The sequence below is a fragment of the Leucobacter sp. 1207-22 genome, from assembly GCF_052850455.1.
On the sequence record NZ_VXCR01000003.1, the window covers coordinates 289,503 to 306,012 of the forward strand.

16 protein-coding genes are annotated in these 16,510 nt (G+C 60.7%); 8 read left to right on the forward strand and 8 right to left on the reverse strand.

What is annotated here, in order from left to right:
- Positions 1-27: 27 nt before the first annotated feature.
- Complete coding sequence (locus FW756_RS07050) at positions 28-438, forward strand: cupredoxin domain-containing protein (protein ID WP_446429449.1); 411 nt, start codon at positions 28-30, stop codon at positions 436-438.
- Here FW756_RS07050 and FW756_RS07055 read toward each other — a convergent pair.
- A complete protein-coding gene (locus tag FW756_RS07055; protein ID WP_446429450.1) occupies positions 435-1,151 on the reverse strand; it encodes a helix-turn-helix transcriptional regulator in 717 nt (238 codons plus the stop codon). The two genes, FW756_RS07050 and FW756_RS07055, sit on opposite strands and share 4 nt — an antisense overlap.
- 121 nt (positions 1,152-1,272) lie before the next feature.
- Between FW756_RS07055 and FW756_RS07060 the strand changes: the two genes are divergently transcribed.
- Complete coding sequence (locus FW756_RS07060) at positions 1,273-2,001, forward strand: alpha/beta fold hydrolase (protein WP_446429451.1); 729 nt, start codon at positions 1,273-1,275, stop codon at positions 1,999-2,001.
- 88 nt (positions 2,002-2,089) lie between these two features.
- On the opposite strand, the gene FW756_RS07065 is transcribed toward FW756_RS07060, so the two are convergent.
- Positions 2,090-3,076: an LLM class flavin-dependent oxidoreductase gene (locus tag FW756_RS07065; RefSeq protein ID WP_446429452.1), complete on the reverse strand. Its 987-nt coding sequence runs from the start codon at positions 3,074-3,076 to the stop codon at positions 2,090-2,092.
- Between the two features lie 231 nt (positions 3,077-3,307).
- Positions 3,308-5,074 carry an acetyl/propionyl/methylcrotonyl-CoA carboxylase subunit alpha gene (locus tag FW756_RS07070; protein WP_446429453.1) on the reverse strand — a complete coding sequence of 589 codons (1,767 nt, stop codon included), beginning with the start codon at positions 5,072-5,074 and terminating at the stop codon, positions 3,308-3,310.
- 155 nt (positions 5,075-5,229) lie between these two features.
- On the opposite strand from FW756_RS07070, the gene FW756_RS07075 reads away from it, so the two are divergent.
- From FW756_RS07075 to FW756_RS07085, 3 genes are read left to right on the forward strand one after another with little or no spacing between them, the layout of a single operon-like run.
- Positions 5,230-5,676, forward strand: a complete 447-nt coding sequence (locus FW756_RS07075; protein WP_446429454.1) for an FAS1-like dehydratase domain-containing protein — start codon at positions 5,230-5,232, stop codon at positions 5,674-5,676.
- Entirely contained in the window at positions 5,673-6,098 is a 426-nt protein-coding gene (locus tag FW756_RS07080; protein ID WP_446429455.1) for a MaoC/PaaZ C-terminal domain-containing protein, read from the forward strand. The genes FW756_RS07075 and FW756_RS07080 overlap by 4 nt, the downstream gene beginning before the upstream one ends.
- The gene (locus tag FW756_RS07085) at positions 6,095-7,267 is read left to right on the forward strand and encodes a UDP-N-acetylmuramate dehydrogenase (RefSeq protein ID WP_446429456.1); all 1,173 of its coding nucleotides are present in this window, start codon (positions 6,095-6,097) and stop codon (positions 7,265-7,267) included. The genes FW756_RS07080 and FW756_RS07085 overlap by 4 nt, the downstream gene beginning before the upstream one ends.
- Before the next feature lie 139 nt (positions 7,268-7,406).
- On the opposite strand, the gene FW756_RS07090 is transcribed toward FW756_RS07085, so the two are convergent.
- From FW756_RS07090 to FW756_RS07100, 3 genes are all read right to left on the reverse strand, one after another.
- Positions 7,407-8,420: a type IV toxin-antitoxin system AbiEi family antitoxin domain-containing protein gene (locus FW756_RS07090; protein ID WP_446429457.1), complete on the reverse strand. Its 1,014-nt coding sequence runs from the start codon at positions 8,418-8,420 to the stop codon at positions 7,407-7,409.
- Positions 8,421-8,671: 251 nt separating this feature from the next.
- Complete coding sequence (locus FW756_RS07095) at positions 8,672-10,066, reverse strand: O-acetylhomoserine aminocarboxypropyltransferase/cysteine synthase family protein (protein WP_446429458.1); 1,395 nt, start codon at positions 10,064-10,066, stop codon at positions 8,672-8,674.
- A complete protein-coding gene (locus FW756_RS07100) occupies positions 10,063-11,301 on the reverse strand; it encodes a MalY/PatB family protein (protein WP_446429459.1) in 1,239 nt (412 codons plus the stop codon). Before FW756_RS07100 ends, FW756_RS07095 begins: the two co-directional genes overlap by 4 nt.
- Before the next feature lie 69 nt (positions 11,302-11,370).
- Here FW756_RS07100 and FW756_RS07105 point away from each other — a divergent pair, with 69 nt between their 5' ends.
- Positions 11,371-12,963: a deoxyguanosinetriphosphate triphosphohydrolase family protein gene (locus FW756_RS07105; RefSeq protein WP_446429460.1), complete on the forward strand. Its 1,593-nt coding sequence runs from the start codon at positions 11,371-11,373 to the stop codon at positions 12,961-12,963.
- A gap of 29 nt (positions 12,964-12,992) precedes the next feature.
- Here FW756_RS07105 and FW756_RS07110 read toward each other — a convergent pair whose 3' ends face one another.
- The gene (locus FW756_RS07110; protein WP_446429461.1) at positions 12,993-13,604 is read right to left on the reverse strand and encodes a hypothetical protein; all 612 of its coding nucleotides are present in this window, start codon (positions 13,602-13,604) and stop codon (positions 12,993-12,995) included.
- A 108-nt stretch (positions 13,605-13,712) separates the two neighbouring features.
- Here FW756_RS07110 and FW756_RS07115 point away from each other — a divergent pair, with 108 nt between their 5' ends.
- Both FW756_RS07115 and FW756_RS07120 read left to right on the forward strand, forming a co-directional pair.
- Complete coding sequence (locus FW756_RS07115) at positions 13,713-15,020, forward strand: histidine kinase (protein WP_446429462.1); 1,308 nt, start codon at positions 13,713-13,715, stop codon at positions 15,018-15,020.
- Positions 15,017-15,688, forward strand: coding sequence for a response regulator transcription factor (locus FW756_RS07120; RefSeq protein ID WP_446429463.1), 672 nt, complete (start codon positions 15,017-15,019; stop codon positions 15,686-15,688). Before FW756_RS07115 ends, FW756_RS07120 begins: the two co-directional genes overlap by 4 nt.
- A 62-nt stretch (positions 15,689-15,750) precedes the next feature.
- On the opposite strand, the gene FW756_RS07125 is transcribed toward FW756_RS07120, so the two are convergent.
- A complete protein-coding gene (locus FW756_RS07125; protein ID WP_446429464.1) occupies positions 15,751-16,446 on the reverse strand; it encodes an NUDIX hydrolase in 696 nt (231 codons plus the stop codon).
- Positions 16,447-16,510 lie beyond the last annotated feature (64 nt).

The window sequence follows — 16,510 nt, forward strand, 5'->3', positions numbered from 1 at the left end:
CCCGTCAGCCACTCAGGAGTCATCAAGATGTCGATCGATCAGGCGCGGATCACCGCTGGCCTCAGCCGCCGCAACTTCGTCACGGGCGTGCTCGGTGTTGCCGCAGCGACCGCTGGCACCCTCGCGCTTTCTGGCTGTGTACAGCCGAAGCCGCCGGTGGTGCCGTCGAATGCACCCTCGGGTGTGAAGCCAGTAGTGCAGATCTCAGTGATTGACAACGAGTATTCACCAGCTGAGGTAACGGTGCGCCCAGGTGACGCTGTTGAATGGATCTTCGAAGGCCACTCTGCAGACCACGACGTCGTCGCTGACGACGGCAGCTTTGTGAGTGAACTCATGCGTGAAGGCAGCTACGTGTTCGTCTTCGAGAAGGCTGGCACATTCGGGTACGACTGCTCAATTCACCCCGAGATGCGCGGCACGGTTACCGTCGCTTAGCGCTGGTCGGGGCTGATCCGCGCCCCGTCATGGACCGGTCGCGCGCCAGCCGGTGGCTCACCGACCTCAGCGACGGTGTGCCCGGTGCAGTCGAGCGTTGTGACGCTCGCGCGGGTGATGCGCGACAGCTTGAACCAGCGCATCGCATCGCGTAGCCGGCACCAGCCGACGAGGTACCACTGGCCGTTCGTCGAGGCGAACAACACGGGCTCAACGTCTCTGGTGGTGGCATCGCCTGATGCCGCGACGTAGTCGATGCGGACGACTTTTTGTTCTGCCATCGCAGCTTCGAGCGCGGATCCTGTCGCGCGAGAAACCGGTGACTCGGTGTTCACCCACACCCGGTCAGCGAGCGCTTCTGCCCGGCTCCGGGTGAGCGGGTCGAGGACATCGATGATCTTACGCACGCCTGCGTTTGCCAGGTCGGCGTAGGGAGCGTCGGCAGCGGCTGAGACCGCGGCCATGAGCGCGACAGCCTGCGTCGGTGAGAGCGTGACGGGTGGGAGCGTGGATCCAGCGGCGAGACCGTACCCGCCGCCTGGTCCGGGTCTTGCCCAGACCGGTGCGCCGCTGTTCTCGAGCGCGTCAATGTCACGCTTGATCGTGCGCACCGAGACACCGAATTCGGCCGCGAGGCGGTCTGCGGAGATTCCACGAATGCCACTCCGGCGAAGCGACTCCGAGATCGCGTGGAGCCGTTCGGCACGTCTCATCGGGCGCCGCTCAGCTGTGCGCGGGGCGCCCGGGTACAACGGGGAACCCGAGCAAAACTGTCGTGAATCATGTCATAAATAGTGACACACTGTTGTCCAGCGGCGATGCGAAAGTGGAGTCATGACAACAACAATTGTGTGCATTGCCGGTCATTGGCTTGGGGCTTGGGCCTGGGATGAAGTTCGTGAGCAACTTGCTGCAGCGAGCAATGGCGCGAATATGAACATCGCGGTGACACTTGCCGGACTCGACGAAGCAGACCCCGAACGCGCAACTCGAACGCTTGAGGAACAGGTCACGGGGATTCTCGACGTGTTCGCGCAGCACAACATCACTGCGGATCAGCCCTGCGTGCTCGTTGCCCACAGCGGGGCGAACGGACCCGTGAGTATTGTGCTCGATCGGTACCCAGAATTGGTCAAGCGGGTTGTGTGGGTGGACTCGGGCCCGGTCTCGTCAGGCACCGCGTTTGCCGCAGATCTGCCGCGGGAGATCGCTGAGGTTCCCCTGCCAGCGTTTGCAGTACTGGGGGAGCAGGCAAGCCTTGCCGGGCTTACTGAAGAGCAGCTTGCCCGTTTCAGTGAGCGTGCAGTTCCGCAGCCAGCGCAGGTCATGCGCGACGAGATCATCCTGAGCAATGAAGCTCGTCACGCGGTGCCAGCAACGTTTGTGTGCTCGTCAATCACATGCACCCAGATACGTGAACTCGCGGCTGCAGGTCATCCAATGTTCGCTGAGACGGCCAAACTCACCAGGGCATCATTCGTCGACTTGCCTACCGGTCATTGGCCCATGTGGAGCAAGCCAGCGGAGCTCGCCGCACTATTGATTGAGGCGGCCGCGGCGTAAGGATTCGGCGGGGGTGCGGTGCGCTGCAACAGGGGTGCGCTGCGCTGCAACAGGGCTGCGCTGCAGGGGTGAGCTGCGTGTTCGGCGCTTAGCTTTTCGGGCTGGCGACGATCCGCGCCCCGGCAAGGCGCTCAGCGTGCGTGGGCGCTGCGAAGGCGAGAATAAGCTCGTCTGCATCAGCGTGCCGTGCGAAGGCATCAAGCTCGTCGATGACGCGCTCCGGGCCGCCGATCGCGGTGTATCGGAGCATGTCACGGATCTGCTGGCCAGCAGGAGTGTCGTACAGTTCGCCAGCCTGGTCGAGGGTGAGTTCGACCTCGCGGCCGCGCGAAAGGAACTTGCGTACGCGCTCGAGTTCACCGCGGGTGAACTGTGCTTCTGCTTCCTCGTCTGTCGCTGCGGCAACGACATTCACGCCCGCGAGCACGTACGGCTTCTCAAGCTGTTCGCTTGGGCGGAAGTTTGCGCGGTAGTGAGCGACAGCAGTCGTCAGGGCCTCTGGCGCGAAGTGCGAGGCAAATCCGTAGGGCAGGCCGAGCTGGGCTGCAAGGTTCGCTCCGAAGAGACTCGAACCGAGGATCGTGAGGGGCACATTGGTGCCGCGTCCGGGGTACGCGTTCACGGCAGTTGAAGCGATGTCTGTGCCGAGGTACTTCTGCAGCTCGACAACATCGTTCGGGAAATTGTCTGAGGCCTGGTGTGTGCGGCGAAGCGCCCGGAACGTTGCGCCGTCAGTGCCGGGGGCGCGTCCGAGGCCGAGATCGATGCGATTCGGATGCAGCGTCGCGAGCGTGCCAAACTGCTCAGCGATGACCAGTGGGGAGTGGTTCGGAAGCATGATTCCAGCTGAGCCGAGACGAATTCGTTCAGTCTGAGACGCGATGTGCGCGATGAGCACAGAGGTTGCGCTCGATGCAATGCTCGACATGTTGTGATGCTCGGCGTACCACATGCGTTCGTATCCGAGGGCTTCTGCGGTGCGTGCGAGCTCAACCGAGTGGCGGAGTGCTTCGGCAATATTGCCGCCGTGGTCTACCGTTGCAAGATCGAGAATTGAGAGAGGCACAGCAGTCATACTCGGTACAACGTGGTGCGGGGTGCGTGTATTCCCTTGAGAGGCGCATATGCGAAAGCCGCCACATGCGCCAGCCTCGCGAAAGCGGCCCTTTCATACGAAAAGTGGCCTTTCATGCGCATGAAAGACCACTTTTCGAGAGAAGCACCGGTTCTCGCGGGGCTGGCCCGAGGCGGCAAGGGCAATCCCGCACCGACCCGATCCAGCCCGCGCTGAACCGCGGGCGGAAACTTACTCCGCGTCTGCGATAGTGAGCAGCACGTGGCCGCTCGGTACGGTCTGGCCGATCGGTGCGTCGATTGCCGTGACGATGCCATCGCGGTGAGCGTAGAGCGACTGCTCCATCTTCATCGCTTCGAGCACTGCGACAAGCTCGCCCTCAGAAATCTGCTGGCCTTCTTCAACCGCAACCTTGACGACGGTTGCCTGCATGGGCGCCGCGACAGCGTTGCCCGTTGCGCCTGAAACGCCAGCGCCCTTAGCGCGCTTGGGAGCAGGGCCGCGGGTGACATCGAGGTCGGATGCTGGGAGCAACGTCATCGGCATCGAGACCTCGACGCGACGTCCGTCAACCTCAACAGCGACCGTCTGGCGGCGCGGATCCGTAGCGAGTACGGTGTTCTCGCCTTCCCACGGCTCGATGTCGTTGTTGAACTCAGTCTCGATCCACAGCGTGTAAACGCCGAACTTACCGTCAGGAGCGGTGAACGCAGGATCGTTCACGATCTTGCGGTGGAAGGGGAGTACCGTCGGAAGACCCTGAATCTCGAACTCTTCGAGGGCACGGCGGCTGCGCTGCAGTGCCTCTTCACGGGTCGCACCGGTGACGATGAGCTTGCCAAGCATCGAGTCGAACGAACCCGAGATGACATCTCCCGACTGCACGCCGGTGTCGATGCGGACGCCTGGGCCGAGCGGCGGGCGGAAAACAGCAACCGGGCCAGGCGCTGGCAGGAAGCCGTTACCGGGATCTTCGCCGTTCAAGCGGAACTCGAATGAGTGGCCCTGCGCGACGGGATCACCGTACTCGATGACACCACCCTCAGCGATACGGAACTGCTCGCGAACGAGGTCGATGCCCGTGATCTCTTCCGAAACACAGTGCTCAACCTGCAGACGGGTGTTTACCTCGAGGAAGGAAACTGTGCCGTCCTTCGCGACGAGGAACTCACAAGTACCTGCGCCGACGTAACCGACCTCTTTGAGGATGGCCTTTGACGAGCTGTAGAGACGCTCGATCTGCTCATCGGTGAGGTACGGCGCTGGCGCCTCCTCAACAAGCTTCTGGTGACGGCGCTGGAGCGAGCAGTCACGGGTCGAAACCACCACAACGTTGCCGTGCGCGTCAGCGAGGCACTGGGTTTCAACGTGGCGGGGCTTCTCGAGGTACTTCTCAACGAAGCACTCGCCGCGACCGAACGCAGCAACAGCTTCACGGGTTGCCGATTCGAAGAGCTCTGCGACTTCGTCACGCTCGTATGCGACCTTCAGACCGCGACCGCCGCCACCAAATGCGGCCTTGATCGCGATGGGCAGGCCGACCTCGTCAGCGAAAGCGAGAACCTCGTCTGCGTTCTGGACTGGGTCGCTCGTGCCAGCTGCAAGCGGCGCGCCAACCTTCTCAGCGACGTGACGTGCACTGACCTTGTCACCGAGACGATCGATCGCTTCGGGGCTTGGGCCGATCCAGGTGAGTCCCTGATCGATGACGGCCTGCGCGAATGCAGCATTCTCTGCAAGGAAGCCGTATCCAGGGTGCACTGCGTCTGCGCCTGAGCGGCGTGCCACAGCAAGAAGCTTTTCTACAACGAGATAGGTCTCTGCGCTGGTGGTGCCATGCAGGGCATATGCCTCATCGGCAAGCTGGGCGTGGAGAGCGTCGCGGTCCTGATCCGCGTACACGGCAACGGAAGCGATTCCGCTGTCCTGGGCAGCACGAATAATGCGTACTGCGATTTCTCCACGGTTGGCAATGAGCACTTTACGAATGCGCGACATAGGGTTAAGCCTATTCCAGTGCATGTCCCTGACGTTGGATATTCCCGACAAACCTCGCGCGGAATCTATTGCTGGATGGCACAGTCCTAGTGTGGATCCGTGCCCTCACCGCAACTCAGCACCACCGGCGGTGCTCGCTCTGTAGACTGAACCTCGTGGTCAATCCAGAGATTCAGGGGCGTGAGTATCCGCCCACAAAGCCGTACCTCGTAGGTCGCGAGAAGGTTCGTGAGTTCGCGCGCGCCGTACTGAGCGCTTCACCATTGCACACCGATGTTGCAGCTGCGCAGGCTGCTGGTTTCGCTGATGTTGTTGCACCTCCGACCTTTGCCGTTGTAGTTCAGGAGTCGACCCTCGCACAGCTGCTCGCTGACGAGGAAGCTGGCGTTGACTTCAGCCGTGTGGTTCATGGCGACCAGCGATTCAGCTATACCCGTCCGATTGTTGCTGGTGACGAACTCACCGCAACGCTTACGATTGCCTCGGTTAAGCAGCTCGGTGGCCACTCAATGGTGACTGCATCAAGCAACATCGTTGACGCATCGGGTGAACACGTTGTGACGGCGATCTCGACCCTCGTAGTGAGAGGAGAAGAGGCATGACCTCCCCAGCTTTTGAGAACCTCACCGTCGGCGACGTTGTCGCGGAAGACGAACTCGACTTCAGCCGCGACAATCTCGTGCGGTACGCGGGTGCATCGGGCGACTTCAACCCCATTCACTACCGTGACGACGTTGCGCAGTCTGTGGGCCTCCCCGGCGTACTTGCGCACGGCATGCTCACCATGGGAGCTGCCGGCTCGGTCGCGACGAACTGGCTCGGTGCTTCGGCGTGGGTGAAGGACTACCAGTCGCGATTCACGCGCCCGGTGCCGGTTGACGCTGCCGAAGGTGCGAAGGTCACCGTTACCGCAACCGTCGGAGCGCTCGATGCCGATGCTCGCACTGCGCGCATCGACCTCAAGGTGGTCTTTGACGGTTCGACCGTGCTGGGCAAGGCTCAGCTGCTCGCGGCGTTCGCGTGAAACACGGTGCAGTGGCGGGCCCCGCTGCTGAGACGGCTCCGACCCTTGCACAGCTGACCACGATGCACGTGGGCGGCCCAGCAGAGCGTGTGCTTGTTGCGCAGACCCGCGATGAACTCGTTGCTCTGGCCGAAGACCTGTGGGACGAAGGCGACCCCTGGCTGCTGCTCGGCGGCGGGTCAAACACGATTGTCTCCGACGCTGGGTACCCCGGTACAGTGCTGCTCGTTCGCACGACAGGCATCGAGCGCATCGCTGATCCTGAGCTTGCGCCGGGTGTCGTTCGCCTGCGAGTACAAGCTGGCCATGATTGGGATGAGCTCGTCGCGACCTGTGTCGAACAAGGACTTGCAGGCATCGAGGGGCTTTCGGGTATTCCCGGGCTCGCAGGTGCAGCACCCGTTCAAAACATCGGGGCGTATGGGCAAGAGCTCTCGGATGTATTGCATTCGATTGAGTTCCTTCCTGGTGATTTTGCGTCTGACGGTGAAGTACGTCGGATGTCGAAAGACGAGCTTGAACTCGGATACCGTGACTCCGTGATTAAGCAGGGGCTAGAAGGCGTTGTCCTCTCCATTGATCTCCTGCTTCGCGAGAACGACAACGGTTCAGCAACCGCACCCGTGCAGTATGAGCAGCTTGCTCGCGCGCTCGGTGTAGCGCTTGGTGATGAGGTTCCGATTGGGGTAGTGCGCGACTCTGTGCTGCGACTTCGTTCAAGCAAGGGCATGGTGCTCAACCCCGAAGATCGCGACAGCTGGAGTGCTGGCTCGTTCTTCACGAACCCGATCGTCTCGGAATCGTTTGCTCGAACTCTGCCTGAGAATGCGCCGCGGTTCCCTGTGGGCAACGCAGAGCCAGAGGCTGTTGCTACGACGTTTGAGGAGCTTGCTCGTGGCGTTGAGCTGCGGGTCGCGCCTGCTGCTCCTGAGCAGCGAGTCAAGCTCTCTGCTGCGTGGCTCATCGAGCACGCTGGTGTTCCTAAGGGATTCCGTTTGCCTGGTTCTGGTGCGGCAATTTCGTCGAAACACACACTTGCGCTGACCAACCGCGGTGGCGCTTCTGCTGCCGACATCGCAGAGCTTGCCCGCTTTGTTGTGCAGCGCGTACAGCAAGAGTTTGGTGTGATCTTGGTGCCGGAGCCTAATCTGTATGGGCTGCAGGTATAGCTGACGCTCGCGTGCGGCGCTCAAGCTCTCGAAACGGACAGTTGCTGTCGAAATCGATAGCTTCTGCGGTGTGAAAGGGGCTGTTTCGAGAGAAACGGCCCCTTTCGCCGTGTTGCGGGCGCTCATGCCTGTCGGCCGCTCATGTGAGTAGCTCCCCTCGACGAGATGTATGACGAGGTGGAGTGGGGATCCGCATCTGCACCAACCACCGAGAGAAATCGTCAAATGAACGAAGCTCGGTGGCTCCCCACCGGATGAGACGTTTGCCAGTTTGCCCAACGATCCAATCAGAGCGACGTTTCTCCTGCAATAGCACCGCCTCAGGAGACCGGCCCGTGAGCATGGTCGGATCACGGTATTTCACGAGGCCATCGACCTCGCAGAGCACATTGTGCCCTGGCAGCTCGAAATCGAGGAGATAGCGACCACCGTTGGGTGCTCGAACTTCTACCTGGGTAAGCGGCTCATGGCCGAGCGCGAGGAGGTACAGCCTGCTGACGCTCTCGAGAGGAGATCCGGACGAAGGGTCTGCGATGTCAATCAAGCTGCGTGCCCGTCTGCACCCGCGACGAACTTCCTCGGTGTGCAACATTGTGAGCAACGCTTCGCGCCATGCTGTGAGCGTGGTCCCGAGCGTGGTCTGGAGTCGTGCGGCTTGGTCAAGCACTGAGACTGCAACCTCGTGGGTGGAGGTGCAAGCAACATCAAGTGCAGTTCGGTTGGGGGCCGTGAACTGCAGGCCGTATCTTTCGACAATGTGACCGAGATCGATGTGAGCAACGCTGCGTGCACGTGTGCGCGCTTGCTGGAAGCGGTATATCGGGAAGCCGTGCAAGATCGCCGCCGAATGATGCGAGAAGACAGGTGGCTCAGGAGCTGTGCGAGCTGTCGCAATGATTTGCGTCAGATGGCGGGCCTCAGGTGACAGCTTGCGCCAGTAGTCGTAAGGCACGTACATGCCGCGGCGGATCCGCACCAGATCTTTGGCTTCGCACCTCGAAGCGATTTGCCGGTCAGATAGCCCCAAACGTGTGAGTTGGCGGCGCGTGCGAAGCTCAGCATCAGCGTGCGCAAGTGCGTCGGCAATTACGTGGTCGTGGTCTGGGCTCAGCTCCGGAGGGGGCTGGTGGGTGAGTGGCAGAGTGGTAAACATGCCACGAGTTTGGAACGCTCAAGCCTGTTGAACAACGTGTGAAACTGCGGCTTGTGGATAACCAGCTCGGGGCGTCGAGGCGGCTCAGTACGCGTTGATCGAGATCCGCCCAGCCGTCAAAATGAGGCTTCTCGCCGAAAGCGCCCCTTTCATGCGCAAGAACGGCCCAGTTTCGGCAACAACCGCACATCTCGAGGCATTGAGCGAAGCCAGCCAGCCCGCCAACCAGCTAGCCAGCCCGCCAACCAGACCTACAGCGCCGCCACCTGATCGAGCCCGGAACGCAGATCCGCGATGAGGTCCTCAACATTCTCAATGCCGACAGAGAGACGGAGCAGGCCGGGCGTGATCCCGAGACGTTCGTTGATCTCGGGCGCAAAACTCGCGTGAGTCGAGGTGCCCGGGTGGATGATCATCGAGCGGGTGTCACCAATGCCGGTCATGCGAGAGAAGACGCGAAGACCGTTGGTAAACGCGCGCGCTCCTTCAATCCCGCCGCGCACCGTCACGCTGAATACCGATCCGGTGTTTGCGTAGGTGCCACTCGCATCGAGGCCGTAGTCGCGAACTGCAAGGTCAAACAGTGGACTTGAGGGGAGCCCGGCGTAGCCAACTGATTCAACCTCAGGCTGGGTCTCCAACCAAGCGGCGATCCGCTGGGACGATGCCACGTGGCGTTCCATGCGTAGTGAGAGTGTCTCCATGCCCTGCTGCAGCAGGAACCCACTAAACGGTGAGAGCGCGGGGCCGATATCGTTCACGACCTGTTCGCGGGCAGCACGAGCATAGGCGTGCTCAGGGCCAAACCGTTCGAGGATCGAGCGTGCACCTGCACGTGGGGCCTTGCTCAACAGCGGGTAGCTGCGACCAACTGACTCCGCAGCCGACCAGTCAAATGTGCCGCCGTCGACGATTGCGCCGCCGACAGCGGTGCCGTGACCGGTGAGGAATTTCGTCGTCGAATGCACGACAATATTCGCGCCGTGCTCGATCGGGCGAATGAGCGCGGGTGTCCCGACAGTGTTGTCCACAACGAGCGGGAGATTGTATTTCGCAGCAATCGACGCAAATCTGTGTAAATCGGTGACGTCGTTGCGTGGGTTCGGAATAGTCTCCGTGTAGATCGCCTTCGTATTTGGGCGGATCATCGCCTCCCATTCGGCATCATCGTTTGCGTCCCAGACGTAATCGACATCGATACCGAATCGCTTGAAACTGCGCCCGAAGAGAATGCGCGTGCCACCGTAGATCGATGCAGTCGACACGATGTGGTCACCGCTTTGGGCAAGTGTGAAGAGTGCTGACGAGATTGCTGCCTGACCGCTCGACACGGCAACAGCCTCGGCCCCACCCTCGAGCGAAGCGAGTCGTTGCTCAGCAACGGAGTTCGTTGGGTTTCCCTGACGAGAATAAATAGCCGAAGGAGGTTCTTGTGGGAAGAGATCTGGTGCGTCCATGCTTCCGCGCGCCGGGCGGCCTTGGAACCGCTCCACGCAGTCATCGAAGTCTTCGAACACATATCCTGCAGAGAGCGCGAGGGGAGGCACGCGTACACCGTGGTTCCGGTCCGCATACTCGCCAACGTGCACCTGACGGGTATCGAACCCGTACCCGGCCCAATCGTACTCAGGGCGCACCGCGGTCATTTTGCGTCGCCTTCCGTGATGCCGAGATCGACATTCAGGCTCTGGCGCAAAGGGAGAATTGCAGCCACACGGCGGATCGCCTCTCTGATCGTCTCAGGCGCGCAAGCAAGGTTGATCCGCACGTGGCCCTGGCCGCCGTCACCAAAGAAGGCGCCGTTGTTGAACGCGACCTTCGCTTCCGACAGGATCCGTTCATATGGGTCGTCGCCGAGGCCGGCCTCTCGGAAGTCGAGCCACGCGACGTAGCTCGCGGCGGGGCGAATGTGTGCGACGCCAGGAAGATGCTCTGCGATGAGTTCAGCCAACAAATTATCGTTGGCTTTGATTTGCGTGATGGCGCGATCGAGCCATTCACGCCCCTCGATGAAGGCGGTGGTGCCCGCATGTAAACCGAGGATGCTGGCCCGGGTGACTGCTTCGGGTGGGAGCCTGTTGAGGAGCTCCGCTGAACGGTCGTCGCTTGCCACCAAGATTGCGCACTTTGCGCCCGCGATGTTCCAGCCTTTACTGGCTGAAGTTGAGGTGAGTGAGAGCGCCCCTGCTGGAGCAGCGACCGACGCGAACGGTACGAAGGTAGACGCATCATGAACGAGCGGAGCATGGATCTCATCGGAAATCACAAACACGTCGTACTGCGCTGCGAGCTCAGCCAAACGGGTGAGCTCATCAAGCGTGAACACGATGCCGTGTGGATTGTGAGGATTACACAAAATGAAAGCGTCAATGCCAGCTGCGAACTCGCGCTCGATGGCGCCTAGGTCAAGACCACCCGCTGTCCGTGACCTGTGATCAGGAGCGGTGAGCGGAACTTGCACAGTCTCGAACGAAAGCTCCTCAAGCATCTCAAAGAAGCCGGGATAGGTGGGCACCGAAAGAGCGAGGCGACCACCGTGTGGCCGAGCAACACGCAGCGCCTCAACAACGCCAGTGGCCACGTCGGTGACGAGGCGTACGTGTTCTGCGTTGACATTCCAACCCCAACGGTCACGAGCGAAGTCCGCAAATGCTGGGGCGAGGGGACCTGGGCTGTCGAGGTACCCGATATCTGAGTTTTCAATGCGATCGATAAGCGTGCGCTTGATCTCAGGCGCGACGGTGAAGTCCATCTCGGCGACGAACATCGGAAGTACGTCCGCGGGGAACCGCGTCCACTTCAGGCTCGTGCGCTCGCCGCGCAGCAGTGCGGGGTCGAGGGCAGCAAACGGGGTGCCGCTGGGATCGGTACAGTCGCTCATACTCTCATCTTCACCCTCGCCATTGAATTTGCCGAACCCTTTTGTAAGCGGGTGTCATATTCTGAGGACATGGAGACGTTCGCACGCAACCGCACCGCTCGCCGCCACGCAGAGCTGGAATCCTCACAGCACGCCGCATTTGAGGGATCACTACAGCTCGCAGAGAGCCCGGATACCCCCGAAGCGTTCCGTGTTGATCTCGAGCGGATCCGATTCTCATCGTATTTTGCGCGTCTCTCGGATGTGACTCAGGTGGTACCGCAGACAGGCGTAGGCCCAGTACTGCACAATCGCCTCACCCACTCACTCAAGGTGAGCGCCGTCGCACGTGTGATCGCTGCACAGCTCGCAGGTCACGCGGCACAGTGGGCGGCGTTTGAACGCGGCGAAACCGCTGAACGAGATGAAACCGGCCGGATCATTGCAGAGCTCGGCGGATGCGACACCGTCGTTGCGCAGGCAGCTGCACACGCGCACGATCTTGGTCATCCGCCGTTCGGCCACTTGGGTGAGCGTGTGCTGGATCGGCTTGCGCGTACCCGTCTCGGGCTGCCAGAAGGCTTTGAAGGTAACGCCCAGACGTTCCGCATTCTCACGCATCTCGACACGCTCGGTCGTGACTTCGACGGACTGAATCTCACCGCAGCGACACGTGCAGCAACCTTGAAGTATCCGTGGACGAGGGCTGCCTGGGCAGGAACCTCGCTTGCTGACGTTCGAGCAGCGGATCGGCCACGTGGTGCGGGAATCAACCCGCTCGATGGGGCTGACAAGTTCTCAGCGTACGCACTCGAGGCCGCAGAGATGGAAGAAGTGCTCGCCGCGTTCCCCGCAATCTCGCCTGGCATGCAGACGGTTGAGTGCGCGGTCATGGATCTTGCGGATGACATCGCCTATGCGGTGCACGACCTCGATGACTTTGCCAAAGCTGGAGTGCTACAGCGAGGCGAAGTCTTGCGCGAGTTTTCTGCGTGGCTTGCGTCCGAAGGGTCGCTGGCCGTCGCGAATGAGGCCGAACTAGATTCGCGTGAGGCAGGTCAAGCACTTGAACTTCTGTGGCGGCGCCTCCAGATGAAAGACCGATGGATCGCTGAGCGCGACGCTTTTGCAGACGCAGTACGAGTGGTTGCCGAAGAGATTGGGGACGGGCTGCTCGCTGTTCCCTACGACGGAGGCATCGCGAGTGAGCGCGCGATTTCTGGGTTCACGCGACGCTGGATCGACCGTTTGCGTTCGTCAATCGTGGTCGATGAGAACCCAGACATTCGTGGCGGCTACGTCAGGCTCAATCACCGTTCGTGGCATGAGGTCATGGTGCTGAAGTTTGTACACGCGCACTTCGTGCTCGAGCGTCCGGAGCATGCGCTCCGCCAACGTGGTCAATCACGCATTATCGAGAGCATCACCCTGGGGCTCGATGCGTGGCTTTCTGATCCAGCTGACGCGTCACATGCCCCGCGAAGCCTACTGGAATGGGTCGAAGAAGGCACGCAGGGCCTCCTTGATTTGCGAGCTTCGCGGCCAGACCTCCTCACAGGTGACACGTCAACTGATGGGCTGATTCGACAGGGTCGAACTCGTGCGATTCTCGATTACGTTGCAGGGCTCAGCGATCAGCAGGCGATTCAAGTACACGCGCAATTGAACGGTGCCATCGTCTGACGACACAACGTTGTGGCATCGTATGCGCATCAGCTGTCGCGAGCTGAAGTCCGAGCGTCTGTGTCAGGCGCGTTCGAAGGCGATGCGTCGGTGGCGTGCGGTGTGAACCCTTCACGCACGGTGACCCAGATCGGCCAGCCAAGCAGCCAGATCCCGGCAATGAGCCAGACGCGGCCAATCCAGCTGAGCAGCTCATCGGTTCGGCTGGTGTCTGCGACGAGCAGGATCATCGCGCCGAGCACGATCGATGCGATGACCGCACAGAGCACCATCCGAAACCACTGTTGCCACTCGTATCGGATCGCCGCGACGCCGCGTGTGGGTGGCTTGACGGGTGCTGGTCCATCCGCAAATCGATGAGCAAAAATAACGTCGGTACGCGCAATGATCTGGCGGCCGAACGCAACCGTGAAGCCGAGGTAGATCGCGCCAAGGCCGTGCGCAAAGTCAGCGACTTCCTGGTTGGCGAGAAGATCCCATGCAATGAGACTGAGTAAGGCAAGGTCAATCAGCGGCACACACGCTAGCAGCACCGTTGAAAGTCGCTGGGCACGTAGCAGATAACGCGCGAAGAGGCCCGCCCCGAGCACCACCCAAAAGCCGATTTCGCAGGCAATAATTCCCGTAACGATAAGGTTCATGTTTCTCAGACTGCCTCGGGTTGAGAAGCGGCGGATCCTCCATGAAGACGCACTTCCTCCTCCGGACGGAGGATGCGGGTAGTTCACGAATACGCCAAAATGAATGACATGTTCAGGCAGTTTCTCAACAGGCTGAGCGAGCATCCTCGTGAACGCGACACGGTCATTGGTGTTGTCTGGCTCCTGCTCGGGATCGCCTTCGTGCAGTTCGGGATGTACGGGTTGTGGCAATCGGTGGCGCTGCTTGAGGGGCCAGGATGGGTCTTCTTGCTCATTGCAGTGGCGCTCGCAGCGGTATCAACGCAACGCTCGACACGACCACTCACGGCGCTCGCGCTCGGCGCAGCGGTCGTGACTGTCGACCTTGCATTCGGCGGGAGCCTCATAGCCGTCATCGTGGCGACTGACCTGATCTATGCTGCCGTGAAATACGCGAGTGATATCGGCCTGAAACGGCTCCTGTTCGTTGGGCTTTCGATAGTCGCACTGGTCTCTGTTGCACTTCTTATCTGGCGACCGCAGAATGCCGCAACTTTGGTCTTGCTGCTCCAGTGGGCATTGATCATCGGCGTATCTGCGCTGTGGGGATGGAACGTCCGTCACGAGCGGCTGCGCACGGTTGCTGTGCTCGATAGACAGTTTGCGCGCGACATGCAGGTGTTGCGCGGGCAGATCGCGCACGACCTGCATGACCTCGTGGCAAATCAGATCGCGGTCGCAGGACTCCACATCGAGGCCTCAAAACTGCAGGCTGAACGTCTGGGCATCACTGCCGAGCCATTGATGACAAGTCTGTCTCGTGCGAAGCGGGGCACAGATGCGGCCAGTACTGAGCTCAGACAGCTAATTTCTGCCTTGAGCGCACTTGAAGAAATCACCGCTGCGGCTGCTGTGCCGATTAACCAAGCGCTGCATGAATTTGAGGAGCTGTTGCCATCGGGACGTGAACTTGTTTGGCAGCCAGGCTCCAAGGCGCAGCTCGAGCGATTCTTGGAAACATACGCAACTTCTCATGCGGACATGGTGGTGCGAGCACTGCGTGAACTCGTGGCGAACGCAGTGAAGCACGGCGCCGGTGACGTGCAGGTGAGGCGTCTGGCGGATCAAGACCCTGATGAGCAACAGGACGCAGCAGATGGGTTGGTGCTCTGTGTTGAAAATCAAGTTGCATCAGCCCGAGCACTACCCGGTAACGGGATGGGACTGCGTGGAACCCAGTTGCTACTCAATGGCCTTGGCGGCAACGTACATGCTGAGCGCAGCGATGACGGGAGTGCCTGGCAAGCAAGGATCGAATTGACCCCGCCGGCCGTGCACGCAAGTGAGGCTCAACGTGTGGCCCAGGCTGCAGGCGCTTCTGCGGGCGCTTCTGCTGTCGATTCCACCGCCCGGCTGCGCAGAGGAACCAACGAATGACAGAAAAGCCAGTAATTCGAGTGCTGCTCGCAGACGACCATGAGGCCGTTCGAAGCGGAGTAGCAGCCATCTTGAGTACCGACCCGGGTATCGCTGTCGTAGCCGAAGCTGAAAACGGTTTCGATGCGTTGGTAGCTTGCCATCGAACACTGCCGCACGTAGCGCTGATCGACCTGCGTATGCCGGGAACTGACGGAATTTGGGCAACCGAGCGGATCGCAGCCGAAACCGACACCCGAGTGCTGGTCCTGACAACCTACGATTCAGATGACATGTTGAGTCGTGCCCTCACTGCAGGCGCAAACGGATACCTCTTGAAGAGTGCGAGTGGTGCAGAGATCATTCACGCTGTGCGGCACGTCGCGGCGGGCCGACATGTGCTTGACCCTGCAATGGCGGGCGCACTTATCGCGCAGGCTACTGCAGCACAACGAAACGAAGACCTCGCGGCGGCACCTGTTACTCCCGAATGGTGGGAACGTACGACAGCACGTGAACGAGACGTGTGCAGATTTCTTATGGCTGGCATGACCAATCAGGAAATTGCAGCCGAACTTCACATCGGGGTGACCACCGTGAAAACCCATGTTGGCTCGCTGTACGCAAAGAGCGGGACAAGCTCGCGAGTTGAGCTCGCGCAAATCGCTTCGGGGATTCCCAACCAATGATCCGCGCACACGATGTCGATACTGACCGGTGTCGATACTGATCGCTCAGTAAGGGACTGAGGTCACTTCGCCAGCAGAAACTCCCGACGGCGGTCCCACGGCTGCGCCCAATGCAATTCGTCATACAGCGAGGAGAGCAAAATGCCGGTGAAACCCCAGACGATGTGACTGCCGAGTCGCGGGGCGAGCTGGAACGCTGGTCCGCGATGGGAAGCGCCACCGCGACGTAACACTGAGGTGCCACGTGCAGACGGATCCAACATCTCACCAACAGGGGCACGAAAGACCTCGACCGACTCACTCTGGTCCGCACGCACTTCGCTTGGCGCGCCCCACCAGCCGACAACGGGGGTGACGAGGTTATTGCTCACAGGAATGGCGACCTCGGGCAGAGTGCCGAGTACTTCGACGCCCTCCGGATCAAGCCCAGTCTCTTCCTGCGCCTCCCGCAAAGCTGTGGCAGTCGAATCAATGTCTACGGGTTCGACACCGCCTCCGGGAAACGAGATTTCACCCGCGTGATGACGTAACAGGGATGAGCGACGCATGAGCAGCACATCAAGGTCGCGAGACACCGGTGAAGCGTCTGGCGCGAGACTTGGCTTTCGGTCGAGTGCCCCGAACAGAATCAGTACAGAGGAACGCCTGTATGGCTTGTTGTTTGGGGGCGCTTGGGGAGTGATCCGCAAGTCCATGCCTCGTTCGAGTAGCGCACACAGTTGGTCACGTGCGAGCGTTACATCAGGGGACAGGGGCATATCGAAAGCATAACCTCCGAAGTTCCTCATTCGAACTTGTAACGACGACCGTGCATCCGGACAT

Excerpts from the sequence above, each read along its gene's own strand:
- FW756_RS07050 (WP_446429449.1), top strand. The coding sequence starts at position 28 with ATGTCGATCGATCAGGCGCGGATCACCGCTGGCCTCAGCCGCCGCAAC.
- FW756_RS07055 (WP_446429450.1), bottom strand. The coding sequence starts at position 1,151 with ATGAGACGTGCCGAACGGCTCCACGCGATCTCGGAGTCGCTTCGCCGG.
- FW756_RS07060 (WP_446429451.1), top strand. The coding sequence starts at position 1,273 with ATGACAACAACAATTGTGTGCATTGCCGGTCATTGGCTTGGGGCTTGG.
- FW756_RS07065 (WP_446429452.1), bottom strand. The coding sequence starts at position 3,076 with ATGACTGCTGTGCCTCTCTCAATTCTCGATCTTGCAACGGTAGACCAC.
- FW756_RS07070 (WP_446429453.1), bottom strand. The coding sequence starts at position 5,074 with ATGTCGCGCATTCGTAAAGTGCTCATTGCCAACCGTGGAGAAATCGCA.
- FW756_RS07080 (WP_446429455.1), top strand. The coding sequence starts at position 5,673 with ATGACCTCCCCAGCTTTTGAGAACCTCACCGTCGGCGACGTTGTCGCG.
- FW756_RS07090 (WP_446429457.1), bottom strand. The coding sequence starts at position 8,420 with ATGTTTACCACTCTGCCACTCACCCACCAGCCCCCTCCGGAGCTGAGC.
- FW756_RS07095 (WP_446429458.1), bottom strand. The coding sequence starts at position 10,066 with ATGACCGCGGTGCGCCCTGAGTACGATTGGGCCGGGTACGGGTTCGAT.
- FW756_RS07100 (WP_446429459.1), bottom strand. The coding sequence starts at position 11,301 with ATGAGCGACTGTACCGATCCCAGCGGCACCCCGTTTGCTGCCCTCGAC.
- FW756_RS07105 (WP_446429460.1), top strand. The coding sequence starts at position 11,371 with ATGGAGACGTTCGCACGCAACCGCACCGCTCGCCGCCACGCAGAGCTG.
- FW756_RS07110 (WP_446429461.1), bottom strand. The coding sequence starts at position 13,604 with ATGAACCTTATCGTTACGGGAATTATTGCCTGCGAAATCGGCTTTTGG.
- FW756_RS07115 (WP_446429462.1), top strand. The coding sequence starts at position 13,713 with ATGTTCAGGCAGTTTCTCAACAGGCTGAGCGAGCATCCTCGTGAACGC.
- FW756_RS07120 (WP_446429463.1), top strand. The coding sequence starts at position 15,017 with ATGACAGAAAAGCCAGTAATTCGAGTGCTGCTCGCAGACGACCATGAG.
- FW756_RS07125 (WP_446429464.1), bottom strand. The coding sequence starts at position 16,446 with ATGCCCCTGTCCCCTGATGTAACGCTCGCACGTGACCAACTGTGTGCG.